The sequence below is a fragment of the Buchananella sp. 103232 genome, assembly GCF_058725725.1.
Genome location: NZ_JBZXJM010000002.1, coordinates 1 through 17,285, shown reverse-complemented (window position 1 = coordinate 17,285; position 17,285 = coordinate 1). Strand labels below are relative to the sequence as shown.

At 66.9% G+C, this 17,285-nt stretch carries 17 protein-coding genes; 5 read left to right on the top strand and 12 right to left on the bottom strand.

Annotation, left to right across the window (positions count from 1 at the left end; all coding sequences use genetic code 11):
• Nucleotides 1-31 precede the first annotated feature (31 nt).
• Together typA and AC4PWQ_RS00310 are read left to right on the top strand one after the other, a co-directional pair.
• Nucleotides 32-1,942: a translational GTPase TypA gene (typA, locus tag AC4PWQ_RS00315; protein WP_492089439.1), complete on the top strand. Its 1,911-nt coding sequence runs from the start codon at nucleotides 32-34 to the stop codon at nucleotides 1,940-1,942.
• 16 nt (nucleotides 1,943-1,958) lie between these two features.
• Nucleotides 1,959-3,674 (top strand): VanW family protein, encoded by a 1,716-nt coding sequence (locus tag AC4PWQ_RS00310; protein WP_492089438.1) that lies wholly within the window; start codon nucleotides 1,959-1,961, stop codon nucleotides 3,672-3,674.
• Nucleotides 3,675-3,779: 105 nt separating this feature from the next.
• On the opposite strand, the gene AC4PWQ_RS00305 is transcribed toward AC4PWQ_RS00310, so the two are convergent.
• On the bottom strand, nucleotides 3,780-3,992 hold the full coding sequence (locus AC4PWQ_RS00305; protein WP_492089437.1) for a putative acetyltransferase: 213 nt from the start codon (nucleotides 3,990-3,992) through the stop codon (nucleotides 3,780-3,782).
• Between the two features lie 86 nt (nucleotides 3,993-4,078).
• Here AC4PWQ_RS00305 and fdxA point away from each other — a divergent pair, with 86 nt between their 5' ends.
• From fdxA to AC4PWQ_RS00290, 3 genes are all read left to right on the top strand, one after another.
• Entirely contained in the window at nucleotides 4,079-4,426 is a 348-nt protein-coding gene (gene fdxA / locus AC4PWQ_RS00300) for a ferredoxin (RefSeq protein WP_371151653.1), read from the top strand.
• Complete coding sequence (dapC, locus tag AC4PWQ_RS00295; protein ID WP_371177138.1) at nucleotides 4,426-5,547, top strand: succinyldiaminopimelate transaminase; 1,122 nt, start codon at nucleotides 4,426-4,428, stop codon at nucleotides 5,545-5,547. The genes fdxA and dapC overlap by 1 nt, the downstream gene beginning before the upstream one ends.
• Nucleotides 5,548-5,826: 279 nt before the next feature.
• On the top strand, nucleotides 5,827-7,155 hold the full coding sequence (locus tag AC4PWQ_RS00290; RefSeq protein WP_371151655.1) for a citrate synthase: 1,329 nt from the start codon (nucleotides 5,827-5,829) through the stop codon (nucleotides 7,153-7,155).
• 82 nt (nucleotides 7,156-7,237) lie between these two features.
• On the opposite strand, the gene dapD is transcribed toward AC4PWQ_RS00290, so the two are convergent.
• The 11 genes from dapD to AC4PWQ_RS00235 form a co-directional block, all read right to left on the bottom strand.
• Nucleotides 7,238-8,215, bottom strand: coding sequence for a 2,3,4,5-tetrahydropyridine-2,6-dicarboxylate N-succinyltransferase (gene dapD, locus AC4PWQ_RS00285; protein WP_371174446.1), 978 nt, complete (start codon nucleotides 8,213-8,215; stop codon nucleotides 7,238-7,240).
• A gap of 78 nt (nucleotides 8,216-8,293) precedes the next feature.
• Complete coding sequence (locus AC4PWQ_RS00280) at nucleotides 8,294-8,890, bottom strand: hypothetical protein (protein ID WP_492089436.1); 597 nt, start codon at nucleotides 8,888-8,890, stop codon at nucleotides 8,294-8,296.
• Nucleotides 8,890-9,159 (bottom strand): hypothetical protein, encoded by a 270-nt coding sequence (locus AC4PWQ_RS00275; RefSeq protein WP_492089435.1) that lies wholly within the window; start codon nucleotides 9,157-9,159, stop codon nucleotides 8,890-8,892. Before AC4PWQ_RS00275 ends, AC4PWQ_RS00280 begins: the two co-directional genes overlap by 1 nt.
• Nucleotides 9,160-9,359: 200 nt before the next feature.
• Nucleotides 9,360-9,944 carry a hypothetical protein gene (locus AC4PWQ_RS00270; protein WP_371177135.1) on the bottom strand — a complete coding sequence of 195 codons (585 nt, stop codon included), beginning with the start codon at nucleotides 9,942-9,944 and terminating at the stop codon, nucleotides 9,360-9,362.
• 79 nt (nucleotides 9,945-10,023) lie between these two features.
• A complete protein-coding gene (locus tag AC4PWQ_RS00265; RefSeq protein WP_371177134.1) occupies nucleotides 10,024-10,608 on the bottom strand; it encodes a hypothetical protein in 585 nt (194 codons plus the stop codon).
• Nucleotides 10,609-10,686: 78 nt separating this feature from the next.
• On the bottom strand, nucleotides 10,687-11,271 hold the full coding sequence (locus tag AC4PWQ_RS00260) for a hypothetical protein (protein WP_492089434.1): 585 nt from the start codon (nucleotides 11,269-11,271) through the stop codon (nucleotides 10,687-10,689).
• A gap of 68 nt (nucleotides 11,272-11,339) precedes the next feature.
• The gene (locus AC4PWQ_RS00255) at nucleotides 11,340-11,909 is read right to left on the bottom strand and encodes a hypothetical protein (RefSeq protein ID WP_371177132.1); all 570 of its coding nucleotides are present in this window, start codon (nucleotides 11,907-11,909) and stop codon (nucleotides 11,340-11,342) included.
• 14 nt (nucleotides 11,910-11,923) lie between these two features.
• Entirely contained in the window at nucleotides 11,924-13,384 is a 1,461-nt protein-coding gene (locus tag AC4PWQ_RS00250; RefSeq protein ID WP_492089433.1) for a hypothetical protein, read from the bottom strand.
• A gap of 213 nt (nucleotides 13,385-13,597) precedes the next feature.
• Nucleotides 13,598-14,584, bottom strand: a complete 987-nt coding sequence (locus AC4PWQ_RS00245; protein WP_371164281.1) for an NUDIX domain-containing protein — start codon at nucleotides 14,582-14,584, stop codon at nucleotides 13,598-13,600.
• Nucleotides 14,585-14,645: 61 nt separating this feature from the next.
• Entirely contained in the window at nucleotides 14,646-16,418 is a 1,773-nt protein-coding gene (locus AC4PWQ_RS00240) for an ATP-binding protein (protein ID WP_371177129.1), read from the bottom strand.
• A gap of 72 nt (nucleotides 16,419-16,490) precedes the next feature.
• Nucleotides 16,491-17,174, bottom strand: a complete 684-nt coding sequence (locus tag AC4PWQ_RS00235) for a Maf family protein (protein ID WP_492089432.1) — start codon at nucleotides 17,172-17,174, stop codon at nucleotides 16,491-16,493.
• Nucleotides 17,175-17,285 lie beyond the last annotated feature (111 nt).

The following is a 17,285-nucleotide window of genomic DNA, read 5'->3' as shown; positions in this document are numbered from 1 at the left end:
AAAGAACCGCCTCAATACAACAAGGAAAGCAATGCCCCAGCGCGAAAACCTCCGCAACGTAGCCATCGTCGCCCACGTCGACCACGGCAAGACCACGCTCGTCGACGCCATGCTCTGGCAGGCCGGTGCCTTCAAGGCGCACGACGCGGAGAAGGCCGGCGAGCGCGTGATGGACTCCGGTGACCTGGAGCGCGAGAAGGGCATCACGATCCTGGCGAAGAACACGGCGATCCACTACACGGGGCCGTCGGCGCTGGAGCGGGGCCTGACCGAGGGCGTCACCATCAACGTGATCGACACCCCGGGCCACGCCGACTTCGGTGGCGAGGTGGAGCGCGGCCTGTCCATGGTGGACGGCGTGGTGCTGCTGGTGGACGCCTCAGAGGGGCCGCTGCCGCAGACCCGATTCGTGCTGCGCAAGGCCCTGGCCGCCCGCCTGCCCGTCATCATCGTGGTGAACAAGGTGGACCGTCCCGACTCCCGCATCACCGAGGTGGTGGGTGAGGCCACCGACCTGCTGCTGGGCCTGGCCAGCGACCTGGCCGACGAGGTCGAGGTGGACCTGGACGCCCTGCTGGACGTGCCCGTCATCTACGCCTCCGCGAAGGCACAGCGGGCAGACACGGTGCAGCCAGCAGATGGCACCTTGCCGACCAACACTGACCTGGAGCCGTTGTTCGCCACCATCCTGGAGCGCATTCCTGGCCCCACCTATGAGGAGGGCGCGCCGTTGCAGGCGCATGTCACGAACCTGGATGCCTCCCCGTTCCTGGGCCGCCTGGCGCTGTTGCGCATCCACAACGGCACGCTGAAGAAGGGCCAGAACGTGGCCTGGTACCGCCAGCATGGCACCAGCCAGACCGTGCGCATCTCAGAGCTGCTGCGCACCGAGGCCCTGGAGCGGGTGCCCGCCCTGGAAGCCCACGCCGGTGACATCGTGGCCGTGGCAGGCATTGAGAACATCATGATCGGCGAGTCGCTGGTGGACGCGGAAGACCCGCGTCCGCTGCCGCTGATCACCGTGGACGACCCGGCCATCTCCATGACGATCGGCATCAACACCTCCCCGCTGGCCGGGCGCGTCAAGGGCGCCAAGGTCACCGCGCGCCAGGTTAAGGACCGCTTGGATCGCGAGCTGATCGGCAACGTCTCGCTGCGCGTGCTGCCCACGGACCGCCCCGACGCCTGGGAGGTGCAGGGCCGTGGCGAGCTGGCGCTGGCGATCCTGGTGGAGCAGATGCGCCGCGAGGGCTTCGAGCTCACGGTGGGCAAGCCGCAGGTGGTCACGAAGACCGTGGACGGCAAGGTCATGGAGCCGGTGGAGCGCATGACCATCGACGTGCCGGAGGAGCACCTGGGCGCGGTCACGCAGCTGATGGCCGCCCGCAAGGGCCGCATGGAAACCATGTCTAACCACGGCACCGGCTGGATCCGCATGGAGTTCCTGGTGCCGGCGCGCGGCCTGATCGGCTTCCGCACCCGCTTCTTGACGGAGACGCGCGGCACCGGCATCGCCTCTTCCATCGCGGAGGGATACGAGCCGTGGGCCGGCAACATCGAGCACCGCAACACCGGCTCGCTGGTGGCTGACCGCGCCGGGGCCGTCACGCCGTACGCGATGATCAACCTGCAGGAGCGCGGCTCGTTCTTTGTGCAGCCCACCTCCCAGGTCTACGAGGGCCAGGTTGTGGGCGAGAACTCCCGCAACGAGGACATGGACGTCAACATCACCAAGGAAAAGAAGCTGACGAACATGCGCTCCTCCACGGCCGATTCCTTTGAGAACCTGGTGCCGCCGCGCACGCTGACCCTGGAGGAGTGCATCGAGTTCGCCTCCGACGACGAGTGCGTGGAGGTCACCCCCGAGGACGTGCGCATTCGCAAGGTGGTGCTGGACGCCACCGAGCGCGCCAAGATTGCCGCCCGCAAGCGGCGCGGGTGAGGACACAATGACGGCAGTGGCGGAGATTGGCGAGGTAGCGGCGCAGCAGAGCGGCGACGCTAGCGGTGAGCCCGCGCGCAAGCACGGCCGACGCTGGCTGATCGGTGGGGCCGTGGCGGGCGCCGCGCTGGTGGCCGGCTACGTGGGGACCGCGTTCGCGGTCTCCGACGAGCTGCCCAACGGCATGACGGTGAGCGGTGTGCCGGTGGGTGGAATGGAGCCGGGGGAGGCGGCCGCCGCTATCGAGGAGGCCCTGGCCGCGCGGCTGCAGGACCCGCTCACTGTGACGCTGGGGGAGAAGGAGGCGCAGATCGTGCCCGCGCAGGCGGGGTTGCGTTTCGACGCTGCCGCGACCCTGGCCCCCTACACCGGCCTGTCCTTCTCCCCGGTGGTGCTGTGGCAGCACCTCTTTGGGGGCGCGTCCGTTGAGGTCGCCACCGGTGCTGACGCGGCCGCCCTCACGACCGCCCTGGAGCAGGTGTCCGACGCTCTGACCACCGCCCCCACCGAGGGCGCGGTTGCGTTGGTGGCGGGACAGGTGCAGGTCACCGACGCAGCCGCCGGGTTGAAGCCGAACATCGCGGGGGCCGTCGAGACGCTCAGCAACGATTGGATGACCGGCCAGCGCCTGCCCCTGCCGGGGGACGCAGTGGAGCCGCAGGTGGGCCAGGCGGCGGTGGACAGCGCCGCCGCGCAGGCCAAGGTGGTGCTGGGCGCGCCGGTGACGGTGCAGATCGACGGCTCCGCCCTGCAGCTCTCCGCCGAGCAGCTGGGGCAGGTGGTCTCCTTCGAGCCCGTGGACGGGGATTTGGTGGCCAAGGTGGACGGCGAGGCGGTCCAGCAGCTGCTGGCCTCCCAGCTTGCTGCCCACAACGTGGCCCCGAAGGACGCCAAGGTGGAGATCGCGGACGGCAAGCCGCGCGTGGTGCCCGCCGTGGACGGCAAGCAGGTCACGGCGCAGGCCCTGGCCGAGGCCATCGAGAAGGCCGCCGTGTCTAACCAGAACCGCAACGCCCCGGTCAGCCTGGAGGCCAAGCCGGCCGAGTTCAGCACGAAGGACGCCGAGGCCCTGGGCATTAAGGAGGTGATCGCGGACTTCTCCACCCCGCTCACCTGGGAGACGCGCCGCACCGCCAACATCGCCCGCGGCTCCGAGCTGGTCAACGGCACGATCGTGCGCCCGGGGGAGACCTTCTCCCTGGAGCAGACCCTTGGCGAGGTGGACGCGCACACCGGTTTCGTGGACGCCGGGGTGATCATCAACGGCATCCACACCGACTCCATGGGGGGTGGACTCTCGCAGCTTGCCACCAACGTTTTCAATGCGGGCTTCCTGGCCGGCTTCGTGGACGTGGAGCACCGCCCCCACACCGAGTACCTCTCGCGCTACCCGGAGGGGCGGGAGGCCACGCTGTGGACCGGCCACCTGGACGTGAAGTGGACTAACGACACCCCCTACGCCGCCCTGCTGGAGGCGGGGGTGACGGACGACGTCGCCTGGATCAAGGTTTGGTCCACCAAGCACTGGAACGTGGAGCACTGGACCTCAGAGCGCTTTAGCTATCGTCCGCCCACCAAGCGCGAGGTCTTCACCAAGCCGTGCGAGCCGCAGGAGGAGGGCGGGGCCGGATTCTCCGTCACCGTCACGCGCGTGCGCAGCCACGGCGAGGTCAAGGAGAGCCAGGACTGGACCACCCACTACCAGGCGGTGGACGAGATCGTCTGCAAGTAGGCCCGGCTCCCCGCCGCGGGACCGCCGCGCCCCGCCCCTGCAACAGAGCACCGGGACCGCCGCGCCCCGCCCCGGCGTCTGGCCGCCACTGGGCGGCGTGAACCTCTAGGGGACGCGGGGCGGAACGTCGGGCAAAGAAGGCACGCGCCTGCCCACCACCATCTGGGTGGCGTGGACGGAAACGTCGCCGCGCCGGGAGCGGATCAGCACCCCGTGGGGGCCGCACTCCAGTAATTCACCCACCACCTCTTGCAGATTTCCCGCCTCGCGGTAGAGCAGGGTGACGCGCTCGCCGACGCGCCATTCCAACCAAGGCAAGGGGCGTGGCGCACTCCTCCGCTGCGAGCTTTCCATGGTGGGGGATAATAGAGAACAGTTGAACCAACCGGGAGAGGAACTACCTCATGACCTACGTCATCGCCCAGCCGTGTGTGGACGTCAAGGACCGCGCCTGCGTTGACGAGTGTCCGGTGGACTGCATCTACGAGGGCGAACGCTCGCTCTACATTCACCCGGACGAGTGCGTGGACTGCGGCGCCTGCGAGCCCGTCTGCCCCACGCTGGCCATCTTCTACGAGGACGACCTGCCCGAGGAGTGGAGCGACTACTACCGGGCCAACGCCGACTTCTTCAGCGAGATCGGCTCGCCGGGAGGCGCCGCCTCGATGGGCAAGATCGCGCACGACGACGCCATGATCGCCGCCCTGCCGCCGCAGAACCTCGAGTACCGCGCAGAGCACGGGCTCGACTGATGGCCCGCCTGCCCCGAGCGCTACCGCTGCCCGAGTTCCCGTGGAACACCCTGGAGGGCGCCAGGCTGCGTGCCCAGGCCCACCCCGGTGGGATCGTTGACCTCTCCGTGGGCACCCCCGTGGACGACAGCCCCGCAGTGGCCACGCAGGCCCTGGCCGCCGCAGCGAACTCGCCCGGCTACCCGCTCACCGTGGGCACCGCTGCGGTGAGGCAGGCGATCTGCGACTGGTTTGCGCGCAGGCGGAGCGTGCCCGGGCTCAAGCCCAGCCAGGTCATCCCCACCATCGGCTCCAAGGAGGCCGTGGCGCTCCTGCCGCTCCTGCTGGGCGCGGCGGCCGGCGACACGGTGCTGCTGCCCGCCATGGCCTACCCCACCTACGACGTGGGCGCGCGCCTGGCGGGCGCCACCCCCATCCCCGTGGGCGACGACCCGCAGCAGTGGCCCGACGCCGACCTGGTCTGGCTCAACAGCCCCGGCAACCCCCACGGGCACGTGCTGAGCGTGGAGCAGCTGCGCCGCATCGTGGCGTGGGCGCGCCGGCGCGGCGCCATGGTGGTCAGCGACGAGTGCTACGCCGAGCTGGCCTGGGAGGTGGACGACGTTCCCTCCCTGCTGGACCCCCGGGTGACCGACGGCGACCTGACCGGCCTCCTGGCCCTCTACTCCCTGTCCAAGCAGTCCAACCTGGCCGGCTACCGCGCCGCCCTGCTGGCCGGCGACGAGGCCGCCGTGGCTGCGGTGGTCGAGACCCGCAAGCACCTGGGCCTGCTGGTGCCCGGCCCCGTCCAGGCCGCCCTCGTGGCCGCCCTGGGGGACGACGGCCACGTGGACGCCCAGCGCGAGGTCTACCGCCGCCGCCGCGACGCCCTAGTGCCCGCCGCCAAGGCCGCCGGGATGGAACTGGACCCGGACAGCCGGGCCGGCCTCTACCTGTGGGGCCGCGTGCCCGGCCTGAGCGGGCGCGAGCTGGTGGACCGCCTAGCCGAGCTGGGCATCCTGGCCGCCCCCGGCGACTTCTACGGGGAACAGGCCGCCCCCTACGTGCGCATCGCCCTGACCGCCAGCGACGAGCGCATCGACGCCGCCGTCGAACGCCTAGCCGGGGCCAGCCTGGCCTGAACCGGCTACCGGGCTCGGGCCGCCCGAGCCTGTGCTGCCCGGTCGGTGGAGCCGAGCGGGCAGCTCCCATCGGCCGCAAAACCGCGCGGCCAACGGTCGAAAGAGGGGCAGGCGGCAGCGTCGTCCAAACGCCGTCCAAACCCGGGGCGCAAGAGCGCCCAAATGCCGCAAACCTGTGCGATAGGCGGGGCGTGCCGCTACAGTGAGGGAAGCTACTGGGACCTTGTGCCCAGGACCGAGGTTGCGCCCCACGGGGCGGCGAGAAGCAAACGAGGAACCATGTCTGAAATCGAAGAGCGCACCCAAGACGCCCGCCCCGACGGACAGCTCACCGTGGGGGAAAAGGTGCTCCACCTGCCCCGCGTCGCCGCCACCGAAGGCAGCGACGGCCTGCAGATCGCGCCGCTGCTGAAGGAAACCGGCCTGATCACGCTGGACCCGGGCTTCATGAACACCGCCCCGGCAGCGTCGTCCATCACCTACATCGACGGCGACGCCGGCATCCTGCGTTACCGCGGCTACCCGATTGAGCAGCTGGCCAAGCAGTCCTCCTTCCTGGAGGTGGCCTACCTGCTCATCTTCGGCGAGCTGCCCGACGCCGCCACCCTGGAGGCCGTGATCCGCCGCATCAAGCGCCACCGCCTGCTGCACGAGGACTTCAAGGCCTTCTTCACCGCCTTCCCCGCCAACGGTCACCCGATGGCCATCCTGCAGGCCGGAATCGCCGGCCTGGCCACCTACTACCAGCAGACCCTTGACCCCAAGGACCCGCAGCAGGTGGAGCTCGCCACCGTGCTCCTGCTGGCCAAGGTGCCCACCATGATCAGCTACATCGCCAAGCGCGCCGCCGGCCTGCCGCTGCTCTACCCGGACAACCAGCGCTCCTACGTCGAGGACTTCATCCGCATGACCTTCGGCCTGCCCTACCAGAGCTACGACATCGACCCGGCCCTGGTGAAGGCGCTGGACATGCTGCTGATCCTGCACGCAGACCACGAGCAGAACTGCTCCACCTCCACCGTTCGCCTGGTGGGCTCCTCCAACGCCAACATGTACGCCTCCGTGGCCGCCGGCGTGGGCGCCCTGTCCGGCCCGCTCCACGGCGGCGCCAACGAGGCCGTGCTGCGCATGCTGCGCCAGATCAACGAGTCCGACATGACCGTGGCCGACTTCATGCGCAAGGTGAAGAACAAGGAAGACGGCGTGCGCCTGATGGGCTTTGGCCACCGCGTCTACAAGAACTACGACCCGCGCGCCGCCATCGTCAAGGAGACCGCCCACGACGTGCTTTCGCGTCTGGGCGCCCGCGACAACCTGCTGGACATCGCGATGGAGCTCGAGGAGATCGCGCTCAGCGACGACTACTTCATCGAGCGCAAGCTCTACCCGAACGTGGACTTCTACACCGGCCTGATCTACAAGGCCATGGGCTTCCCGACCAAGATGTTTACCCCGCTGTTCGCGCTGGGGCGCCTGCCGGGCTGGATCGCGCAGTACCGCGAGCTCATCAACGACCCGACCACCCGCATCGGCCGCCCGCGTCAGGTCTACACCGGCTACGCCGAGCGCGACTACGTTCCGCTGCGCGAGCGCGTCGCCAAGGACTGAGCCGGCGCGAAACGGAGTGTGGGCCCGGGGAAGCGGTTTCCTTCCCCGGGCCCACGCCTGCGTGCGGAGGCAGTGTTTGCCGTCAGGCGAGCGGCGAGTCCGGAGCGAACTCGATGGCCCTGCCACCGCGGGCCAGCGCCTCCACGGCACCGGTGACCGAGTTGCGGCGGTAGAGCACGTTCGACGCGCCGGACAGGTCCCGGGCGGAGACGATCTTGGGGTCGCGGAACAGGCCGTGCTGGCCGGGAACCACGCCACCGGTGGGCAGGAAGGACACCTTGGTGCCCGCGGTGAGGTAGAGACCGGCCTCCACCACGCAGTCGTCGCCCAGCGCGATGCCCAGACCGGAGTTGGCGCCCAGCAGGCAGCGCTCGCCCACGCTCACCTTGCGCCCACTACCGCCGGACTGGACACCCATCGTGGAGGCGCCGCCACCGATGTCCGAGCCGTCGCCGATCACCACGCCCTGGGAAATGCGGCCCTCCACCATGGAGACTCCCAGCGTGCCGGCGTTGTAGTTGACGAAGCCAGCGTGCATGACGGTGGTTCCCTCGGAGAGGTAGGCGCCCAGGCGCACGCGGTCGCCGTCACCGATGCGGACGCCGGCGGGCACCACGTAGTCCACCATGCGCGGGAACTTGTCGATGCCCCGCACCTCCACGGCACCGAACTTGCGGCGCAGGCGCAGGCGGGTCTCCTCGAATCCCTCCACCGGGCACGGGCCCGCAGAGGTCCACACCACGTTGGCCATCCGGGAGAAGATGCCGTCCAGATTCACCGTGTTGGGCTGCACCAGGCGGTGCGACAGTAGGTGCAGGCGCAGGTAGGCGTCCGCTGTGGACTGCGGGGCGTCGTCCAGGTCCACCTGAGTGCGCACCACGGAGGTGTAGACCCCACGGGCCTCGTCCTTGGCCTCCATCGAGGTCAGCTGCTGACGCAGCTCGCTGCCAGATTCCTGCGGCAGTGGCCCCAGCTGCGGGGCCGGATACCAAACATCGAGCGTCTGCCCGGACTGCGAGATCGTTGCCAGTCCGTATCCCCATGCGAGTCGAGAAGTCATGTCTGCAAGTCTATGGGCAGGTCTCGAGCCCCGGCAGGCGAAGGCGAGGGGTGGACAGCGGGTTGGTGGGCGGCCGCGCTAGCTGTTGCCGCGTCGGAACTGCGACATGGCCATTTGGAACTGCTGGTGGAAGCGCTCCGGGGTCGCGGGCCGCCCATTCGAAATCTGGGAGTTCGTCAATACGTCAACGCACTCCTGCGTGTAGGTGGAGAAGTCCTGGAAGGCTGCCTCGTAGGAACCGGCGTAGGCGTTGATGACGCGTTGCGGCCCGCCAATGAGGGTGAACTCCGCCTCGTCTGAGAACGAAAAGGCGGTACCGAGGTCGTCCGTGAATAGCATGCAGTCGAAGGGTGCGACTTCGCCGCGCAGTTGCGCCAGGCTCTCCTCGGTGGGAATCAGTTGCCAGCAATAGGGAGCCGGCCGTCTGGGCGGGGCTTGGTGCAGGTAGTCGTTGGTGATGACCCACCAGGTGGCCCCCGGGTTGGCGATGTTACAAGCCAGGATCAGGTCCCCGTAGAAGGCGGCGCAGAGCATGTCGTCGTTCTCTTGCGCGATGACGGTCGCGTCCTGCCGGGAAACCCACTCCGGATTGAAGTGCGTGCTGTCCGCAAAGATCTGGTCCCGTAGTGCGCGAACGTGGTCGACGGTAGAGGGAGCGAGGATTTTGGTCAGCATTAGGGGTACCTGAACTTTACGCGCGCACCGGAGGGCTGGATGATGTCGAGCCTGGGGCTTGCCAAAGAGCTGAGGCCGCGAAGGATGATCGTGGGACCGCTGGGTACGTTGCAGACGTGGAGCGGGTTGCCCTGATTGAACTCGGAAGCGATCGGGTGTCCGCGAGTTAGCTCGCCGAAGTCCGCTTCGGCCTGCGGCAGGCCCCCGTTACGTATCCATATCTCGGTGCCCTGTTCAGAGGGCTGGTCGGGAGTAGATCCTGCTTGCATGCCCCCATCCTAGTGTTGACGGAGGAGGGGAGAGGGAGAAGCAGAAGGGCGTGCAGATATCCGGCTCTTCCCAAAAGGGAGTGTATTGGGGGCCTCGGAGTGGCCAGTAGATGCAGGCCCTTTTGTGGGGTTGCGCGACCATTCGAGGGATTGGTGCACCTTCCGAGGGGTTACCCGCCCCGGTTCTGATTCCGGGAAACCTAGGCGTTGCCCAGCCTCATCTGTGACATGGGGATGGCGAAGTTGGCGCGGAGTGCCTCTGCGACCCGTGGGAATCCAAGCTCCTGCTCTTGCTGAATGCAGTCTTCTACGAACTCGGAGAACTCTTTTACTGCGGCCTCGTATGAGCCTGCGTAGGCGTCGATGAATCTACGCGGTCCAGCTACTAGCGTGAACTCCTGGTGGTGCACAAATGAGAACGCTGCATTGAGTTCGCCTGAAAAAAGCATGCAGTCAAAAGGGGTAGCCGCACGCTCGATCTCGGACAAGGCCTCCTCCGTTGGGAGAATCTTCCAGCACATTGAGCGCATATCTTCCGGTGGGTCCGAAATGCAGCGGTCCTCGGTTATCGCCCACCATGCGGCGGCTGGGCTGATGGTGTTGCAGGCTCGGATGATAGATGGATAGTATGCAGGATGAAGTGAGTATGCGTTTTCTTGGGCAATGACAGTGGCGTCCTGTTGTGATACCCATGCGGGATTTAGGTGCATGCTGTCCAGGAAAATTGTGTCGCGCATTGCGCGGGCGCGATCAATGAGGGCGGGATCGGTGATTCGGTTCAGCATGATCGGCTCCGATCGGGTTCGATTGCGTCAATCCTTTGCCTCGCCTAGTGAGGAAGTTCGGGCGGGAGCGGGGTGGGGGCTAGGCGTTGCCCAGCCTCATCTGTGACATGGGGATGGCGAAGTTGGCGCGGAGGGCCTCTGCGACCCGTGGGAATCCAAGCTCCTGCTCTTGCTGAATGCAGTCTTCTACGAACTCGGAGAACTCTTTTACTGCGGCCTCGTATGAGCCTGCGTAGGCTTCGGAGAATCGGCGCGGGCCTGCAATCAGGGTGAATTCGGAGGGGTTTACGTACGAGAACGCGGCATTGAGCTCGTCAGTGAATATCATGCAGTCGAATGGGAAGATCTTGAATGAAAGCATATCTAGGCTTTCTTCGGTGGGTATGATCCGCCAGCATTTTGGATCTGTGGGGCGTGGCTCGCCTCCGGAGTTGAAATCCTCGGAGATTGCCCACCAGGTGGCGCCTGGGCTTATGGTATTGCAGGCGCGGATGATGGCCGGGAAATAGTCCGGATGGAGTGAAGACTCGTTCTCCTGGGCGATCACTGTGGCATCCGTCTCCTCCACCCATTTGGGCCTCAAGTGCATGCTGTCCATGAAAATCGTGTCGCGCATTGCGCGGGCGCGATCAATGAGGGCGGGATCGGTGATTCGGTTCAGCATGATCGGCTCCGATCGGGTTCGATTGTGTCAATCCTTTGCCTCGCTTAGTGAGGAAGTCCGGGTGGGGCGGGGTGGGGGCTAGGCGTTGCCCAGCCTCGCCTGAGATAAGAGAGTGACGTAGTTGGTGCGAATCGCCTCTGTGGCCTTCGGGAACCCGAGTTTTTGGTCATGTTGGATGTAGTCGTCGACGAACCTTGAGAACTCTTTTACTGCGGCCTCGTATGAGCCCGCATAGGCGTCGATGAATCGGCGTGGCCCCGCGACCAGGGTGAATTCGTAGGCGTTTACGAACGAGAATGCGGCATTGAGGTCGTCAGTGAATATCATGCAGTCGAATGGGGAGATGTCGAATGAAAGTGTTTTCAAGCTTTCCTCGTTGGGCATAATCCTCCAACAATCTGGATCCGTGGGTCGGGGCATTCCGCCATATTCGAAATCTTCGGAGATTGCCCACCAGGTTGCCCCGGGGCTGATGATGTTGCAGGCGCGGATAATGGCCGGGTAATATTCGGGATGGAGCGAATATTCGTTCTCCTGAAAGATTACAGTAGCGTCCGTTTCTCTAAGCCATTCGGGCCTCAAATGCATGCTGTTCAGGAAAATTGTGTCGCGCATTGCGCGGGCGTGACCAATGAGTGCGGGATCGGTGATTCGGTTCAGCATGATCGGCTCCGATCGGGTTCGATTGTGTCAATCCTCTGCCTCGCCTAGTGAGGAATTCTGGGCGGGAACTAGGCGTTGCCCAGCCTCATCTGTGACATGGGAACGGCATAGGTGGCGCGAATTGTCTCTGCAGCCTTGGGAAATCCAAGTTCTAATTCTTGTTGTACGCAGTAGTCGATATATTCGGAAATGTCCTTCAATGCGGTTGCGTATGACCCTGCGTAGGCGTCGATGAATCTGCGTGGCCCCGCGACCAGAGTGAATTCGTAGGCGTTTACAAACGAGAATGCGGCATTGAGGTCATCAGTGAATATCATGCAGTCGAACGGGAAGATGTTAAGCGAGAGTGAATCCAGGCTTTCTTCGGTAGGGATAATCCTCCAACATTTTGGGGACGTGGGTTGGTGCCTGCCTTCAGGGGTGAAGTCGTGGGAGATGGCCCACCAGGTGGCGCCTGGGCTGATGGTGTTGCAGGCGCGGATGATGGCCGGGAAATAGTCTGGGTGGAGTGAAGACTCATTCTCCTGGGCGATCACTGTGGCATCCGTCTCTTCCACCCATTTGGGGTTCAGGTGTTGGCTGTCGGTGAAGATGTGGTCGCGCAGTGCGCGAGCGTGATTAATGGTGTCTCGGTCCAATATTGTTGTTAGCATTATGGGTACCTGAACTTGATTTTTCTCTTAGTCGTGTATTGTATTTCTAGGGTTACGTTTCCTTGGGTGCTGACTTGCCTAAGGTTGATTGTTGGCCCATTGGATATATTGCAGATCTGCACTGCTGGGCCTTTGCTTATATCTATGGTCGTTTGGTGTCCGCGGGTTAGCTCTGCGAAATCCATTTCCGCTTGCCTGAGGCCGCCTTCTCGAATAAATTGCGTCGTTCGTCCTTTTGTGTTTCTTCCCGGGGTTGACTCTTCCTTCATCCTATTGACGATGTCGTCCACTTCTTCTGGAGTGGTCGGTTTCGGTGCCTGGTCGATGCTCTTCGCCGGCTGTTCCTTGGCGTACTTAGGCGTCCTGTTACCGGTCTTTGGTGCGCCGTGGGGTTTCGTTTTGGGGGTGCGTAGGGTGCCCGCGCCTTGTTTGAGTGCTTTGAAGGGGTGGCGGATGGTGGTGAGGATTTCGCGGGCGCCGGCCGGGATGTTGCGGGCGAAAAGACCAAACGCCCCGCTGAGACCTCCTACTTCCTTCAAGGCCGACCGGAAGTGCCTTAGGTTCTTGAAAGCCCCGACCGTGCCGCGTAGACCACTAAGGCCAACGCAGCCCAGGGCGGCAAAGCCGACCGCCATGAAGGCCTCGCGCCAGGTGCGTTCTCCTCCAATCGCCAACACAATATTGGCTAACGCGTTAACTACTCCGGCGATGGCGGCCAGGGCCGCCAGGGCCTGGCCGAGTATCGGTACCCAGCAGAGCACTAGGGCAAGCAAACCGACAACGGAGGCGACCCAGGCTGAAATAGCTTCGACCCACTCAAAGAGCCGGGCGCCCCAATTCTCCCAAATACCGTCTGCTAGCCCGTCGGCACTAGTGGCACGCTGGATACGGGAGATGGCGTCATCGGCGGCCCGATCCCGTTGCTCCACTGCCTCGGCCACGAGGATGGCCTGATTGTCTATCGCCCCTTGGGCAGCAATGGCGTCCTGATCTGCCTGACTAGCCAAACGGGTATATCGCACGTGAGAGTCGTAAGCTCCCGGCTCCTCGGTGCCGGGGTCGTAGTCTTCGGCCAGTTCTTGGTAGAACGCACTCCTCTGCCTGGCTTCGGCAAGATCGTCTTGCGCGTTCCGGGCGGCATACAGCGCGGTCAATGACTGGGACTGAGCGAGGTCTAGAGCGCTGGCGTATGCCTCCAGTGCCTCACCCGCGCTGCGGTAGCGGCCTTCGACCTGCCAGATGCCGTCCACCAGTTCGTCGCGCTGCTCCAGTAGTGCCGTGACTGATTGGGCACGGGTGGAGGCCCCAGCCTCCAGCGCTCGCAAGGATTCGGCGCACTGCTTGATCCGGTCAGCTACCTCGATGTAGTTCCTGCCCCCTTGGCGGACAACGGCTGGGTCCCCCGGGACCGGGTCCCGCTCCCAACCCACCGCAGACCAGTCACTGGGACGCTCAGACACGCACACCTCCTCGTGGTTCCATCGAGTTTCAATTAGAACCCTCCCCGCTTGAACGGGGCAACCAGCCACCCCGCCGTGTGGAAACTGCGGAAACGCCAGGACGACTCACGGCCGTCGCTAACCACTCTTCCGAGCCGGTGCCGCCATGGTGCCGCCCCGCCGGTCGGCGCGTTTGTGCGACGTCGCTGCTTCGCTGCACCGGGGCACCTTGCGCTAGTGCACGGCGCGTGCCTGCCGGATCAGGGTCCGTGGTGGCGCCACCAAAGCCCCCGCCGCGCGGCAGCGGGCGGACAGTGCCTTGTCCGCCGTCAGCACCACCACGTGGCGGCCCGGGGTGGCGGCCTCGTTTGCGGCGTGGGCGGCGATAGCGTCGTCCCCCTCGCCTGCCGCCAACTCCACCCGCAAGTTTGCGCCGTAGGGCGAAGTCACCTCGCCGGGGAAGCCGGCTGGGCGTGCCTTGCCCTCCAACACCACCAGGATGTCCGGGTACCAATGCGCGCCGGGTAGGGACAGCTCCTGGGCGGAGAACCCGTTCGAAAGGGCCCGCGCGCAATCCTCCAGCAGGCGGGCGGCCGCGCCGGCGCGGTCCTTCCACCAGCCGTCCGGGCGGGAACCGACCACATTCGCCGCGTCCACTATCACCAGCGGCCGCACAGTCATAGCCGCCAGCTCTCCGGCCACCTCCGCCAGCTGCGGCAGCACCAACCCATCCTCCTGGCCCGGGCGGACGAACTCCACCACCTCCGACTCCCAGTCCTGTGCACCGATCGAGTCAACCGCCTGCGCGCGGCTCAACTCCGCCACGACCGTGGTGTAGGACCACGTCTGGTGGGCCGGCCCTGGGTGGGTGAGGCGGCGCCAGCCCCACACGCGCACCGCGTCGGGGGCCAGTCCCGTCTCTTCCGCCGCCTCCCGCAGGGCCGCGCTCACGGCGCTCTCGCCGTAGTCGCGCGCCCCGCCGGGCAGCCCCCACATGCGGCCCAGGTGAGTGCCAGGCGCGCGCAGCTGGCCCAGGTACTCGTGGGGCAAAGCACCGCCCGCAGCCCCAGTGCGCTCCACGCTCGCCGCAGAGCCCGGGCCCGCCTCAGCCTCCTGCCCAGGCGCCTCGCGCCACAGGTAGAGCCCTGCGGCCCCCAGCAGCCCCCAGTGCCGCTTGCCGCACGCGCATTCCAGCCAGCCGTCTGCCCCGCGTTTCACCACGTAGCCAGCCTAGCCAGTTAGGCCTCCGGCGCGCCCGCGCTCGGCGCGCCCAAAAACCTGCTTAGCCCTCCACCTCGCAGATCACCGCGCCCGCGCTGAGCTGGTCACCCACCTTGACGGTCAGCTCGCTGACTACGCCGGTGCGCGGCGCCTTGATGGGTTGCTCCATCTTCATCGCCTCGATGACCACCAGCACCTGGCCCTCCTGGACCTCGGTGCCGTTCGCCACCTCGACTCCGATCACGGTCGCCTGCATGGGGCAGGTGACGGCGCCGGGGGAGGCCGGTCCGCGCCTGGAGCCGCGCGAGGGACGCGCCGTGCGCGTCTTGATAGGGCCGGTGGCGGCCGGGCGGGGGGAGAGCAGCGCGGCCGGCAGGATGACCTCTAGGCGCTTGCCGCCCACCTCCACCACCACGCGCTCGGTGGGGGCGTCATCCTCCACTCCCTCGCTCGCCTCGGTGTCTGAGAGGGAGTCCATCAGGTTCAGGTTGCCCGCGTCGATCCAGGTGGTGTCCACCTCCAGCCCTTCGGTGCCCACGAAGGCCGGGTGCTCCAGGATGGCGCGGTGGAAGGAGAGCGTGGTGGAAAGGCCGGTCACGCTCATCTCGCCAACCGCGCGGCGGGCGCGGGCCAGGCAGGACTGGCGGTCGTGGCCCCACACGATCACCTTGGCCACCAGGGAGTCGAACATGCCCGAGAGCTCGTCGCCTTGCGCGATGCCTGCGTCCACGCGCACGCCCGGGCCGCCGGGCCAGACGATCTCGGTGGCGCGCCCCGGGGTGGGCAGGAAGCCACGTGCCGGGTCCTCGGCGTTGATGCGCATCTCGATGGAGTGGCCGCGCACCTCCGCCCGCTCGTAGCCCAGCTTCTCCCCGGCGGCCAGGCGGATCTGCTCGCGCACCAGGTCGATGCCGGTGACCTCCTCGGAGACGGGGTGCTCCACCTGCAGGCGCGTGTTGACCTCCAGGAAGCTGACCAGCCCGTCGGCGGCCACCAGGAACTCGCAGGTCCCGGCCCCCACGTAGCCGGCGTGGCGCAGGATGGCGCGGGAGGACTCGTAGATCACGCGCTCCTGTTCCTCGGTGAGGAACGGGGCGGGGGCCTCCTCCAGCAGCTTCTGGTGGCGGCGCTGCAGCGAGCAGTCGCGGGTGGAGACCACGGCCACGTTGCCGTAGGCGTCGGCCAGGCACTGGGTCTCCACGTGGCGGGGCCGCTCCAGGTAGCGCTCCACGAAGCACTCGCCGCGCCCGAACGCGCCGATGGCCTCGCGGGAGGCGGACTCGAATGCCTCCACCACCTCCTCGCGCTTGCGGGCCACGCGCAGGCCGCGCCCGCCCCCACCGAAGGCCGCCTTGATGGCCACGGGCAGGCCGTGCTGGTCCACGAAGTCCAGCACCTCCTGGCCGTCGGCCACCGGGCCGGGGGTGCCGGGGGCCAGCGGGGCGCCCACCTCCGCCGCGATGCGGCGGGCGGTGACCTTGTCTCCCAGCGCCTCGATCGCCTCCGGCGGCGGGCCGATCCAGGTGAGCCCGGCCGCGATGACGGCGCGCGCGAAGTCCGCGTTCTCCGCCAGGAAGCCGTAGCCGGGGTGGACGGCCTGGGCACCGGAGCGCTCGGCCACCTCCAGGATGGCGGGGATGTTCAGGTAGGTGTCTGCCGCCCTGGCCCCGGGCAGGGCGTAGGCCTCGTCCACCACGCGGGTGTGGAGGGCATCGCGGTCGCCGGAGGCGTACACGCCGATGGAGCGGATACCGGAGTCCTTGCAGGCGCGGGCGACGCGCACCGCGATTTCGCCACGGTTGGCGATGAGGACGGAGGTGGGCAGCACAGTCATGGGCTCAACCTAACCGGCCTTTGGAGGATTGGCACAACCTTCGCGGCGTGGTGCCCGGCGATTCTCGTGCGACTACAACGATTCTTCCGGCTGACGCGAGGACTTCCACAAAGCGGGCCAGCCCACGTCTACCTCGAGCAGGAGCAGGCGCAGCAGCGGCAGGGAAATGCCCACCACGCCGTGGTGATCGCCCTCGATTCCGGTCACGAACGGGCCGCCCAGCCCGTCGATCGTGAACGCCCCGGCCACGTGCAGCGGCTCGCCGCTATCCACGTACGCCTCGATCTCAGCCTCGGTGAGTGTGGCGAAGTGGACGGTGGTGGCCGACGTCCCGCCCGCGCCCCTCACGGGTGCGCCGCCCTCCGTGGCGGCGGGTCCGGTCAGGCCGGTGGGGCAGAAGCGGACGCTGTGCCCGGTGTGGAGTACTCCGCTGCCGCCCGACAGGGCGCGCAGGCGCTCGCGGGCCTCGCGCGCGTCCGCCGGTTTGCCCACCACCTTGCCGTCGATCTCCAGCATGGAGTCGCAGCCGACCACGATGGTGGGAGCCGCGAGGTCCAGGCCCGCAGGCGCGCCCGGCACCGGCGCGGAGCCCGCCCGGTCTACGCCGTCCGCCCGCAGGCGGGCGAGCACGTCGGCGGCCTTGGCGTCGGCCAGGGCCTGCACCTGCACGCCCGGCCCGGCGGTCGGCTGCTCGGCCAGCAGCCGGGCGAGCACCGCGTTCTCGTCCACGTCGCTGACGCGCACCAGCGGCGCCACCCCGGCTGAAGCGGCGCACGCAAAACGCTCTGATGGGTCCCAAGAGACTCGTTGTCACGGTAGGCGAGGCGCGCTTAATATCGGTTCGATAGCAATGAACCAGGTACGCAC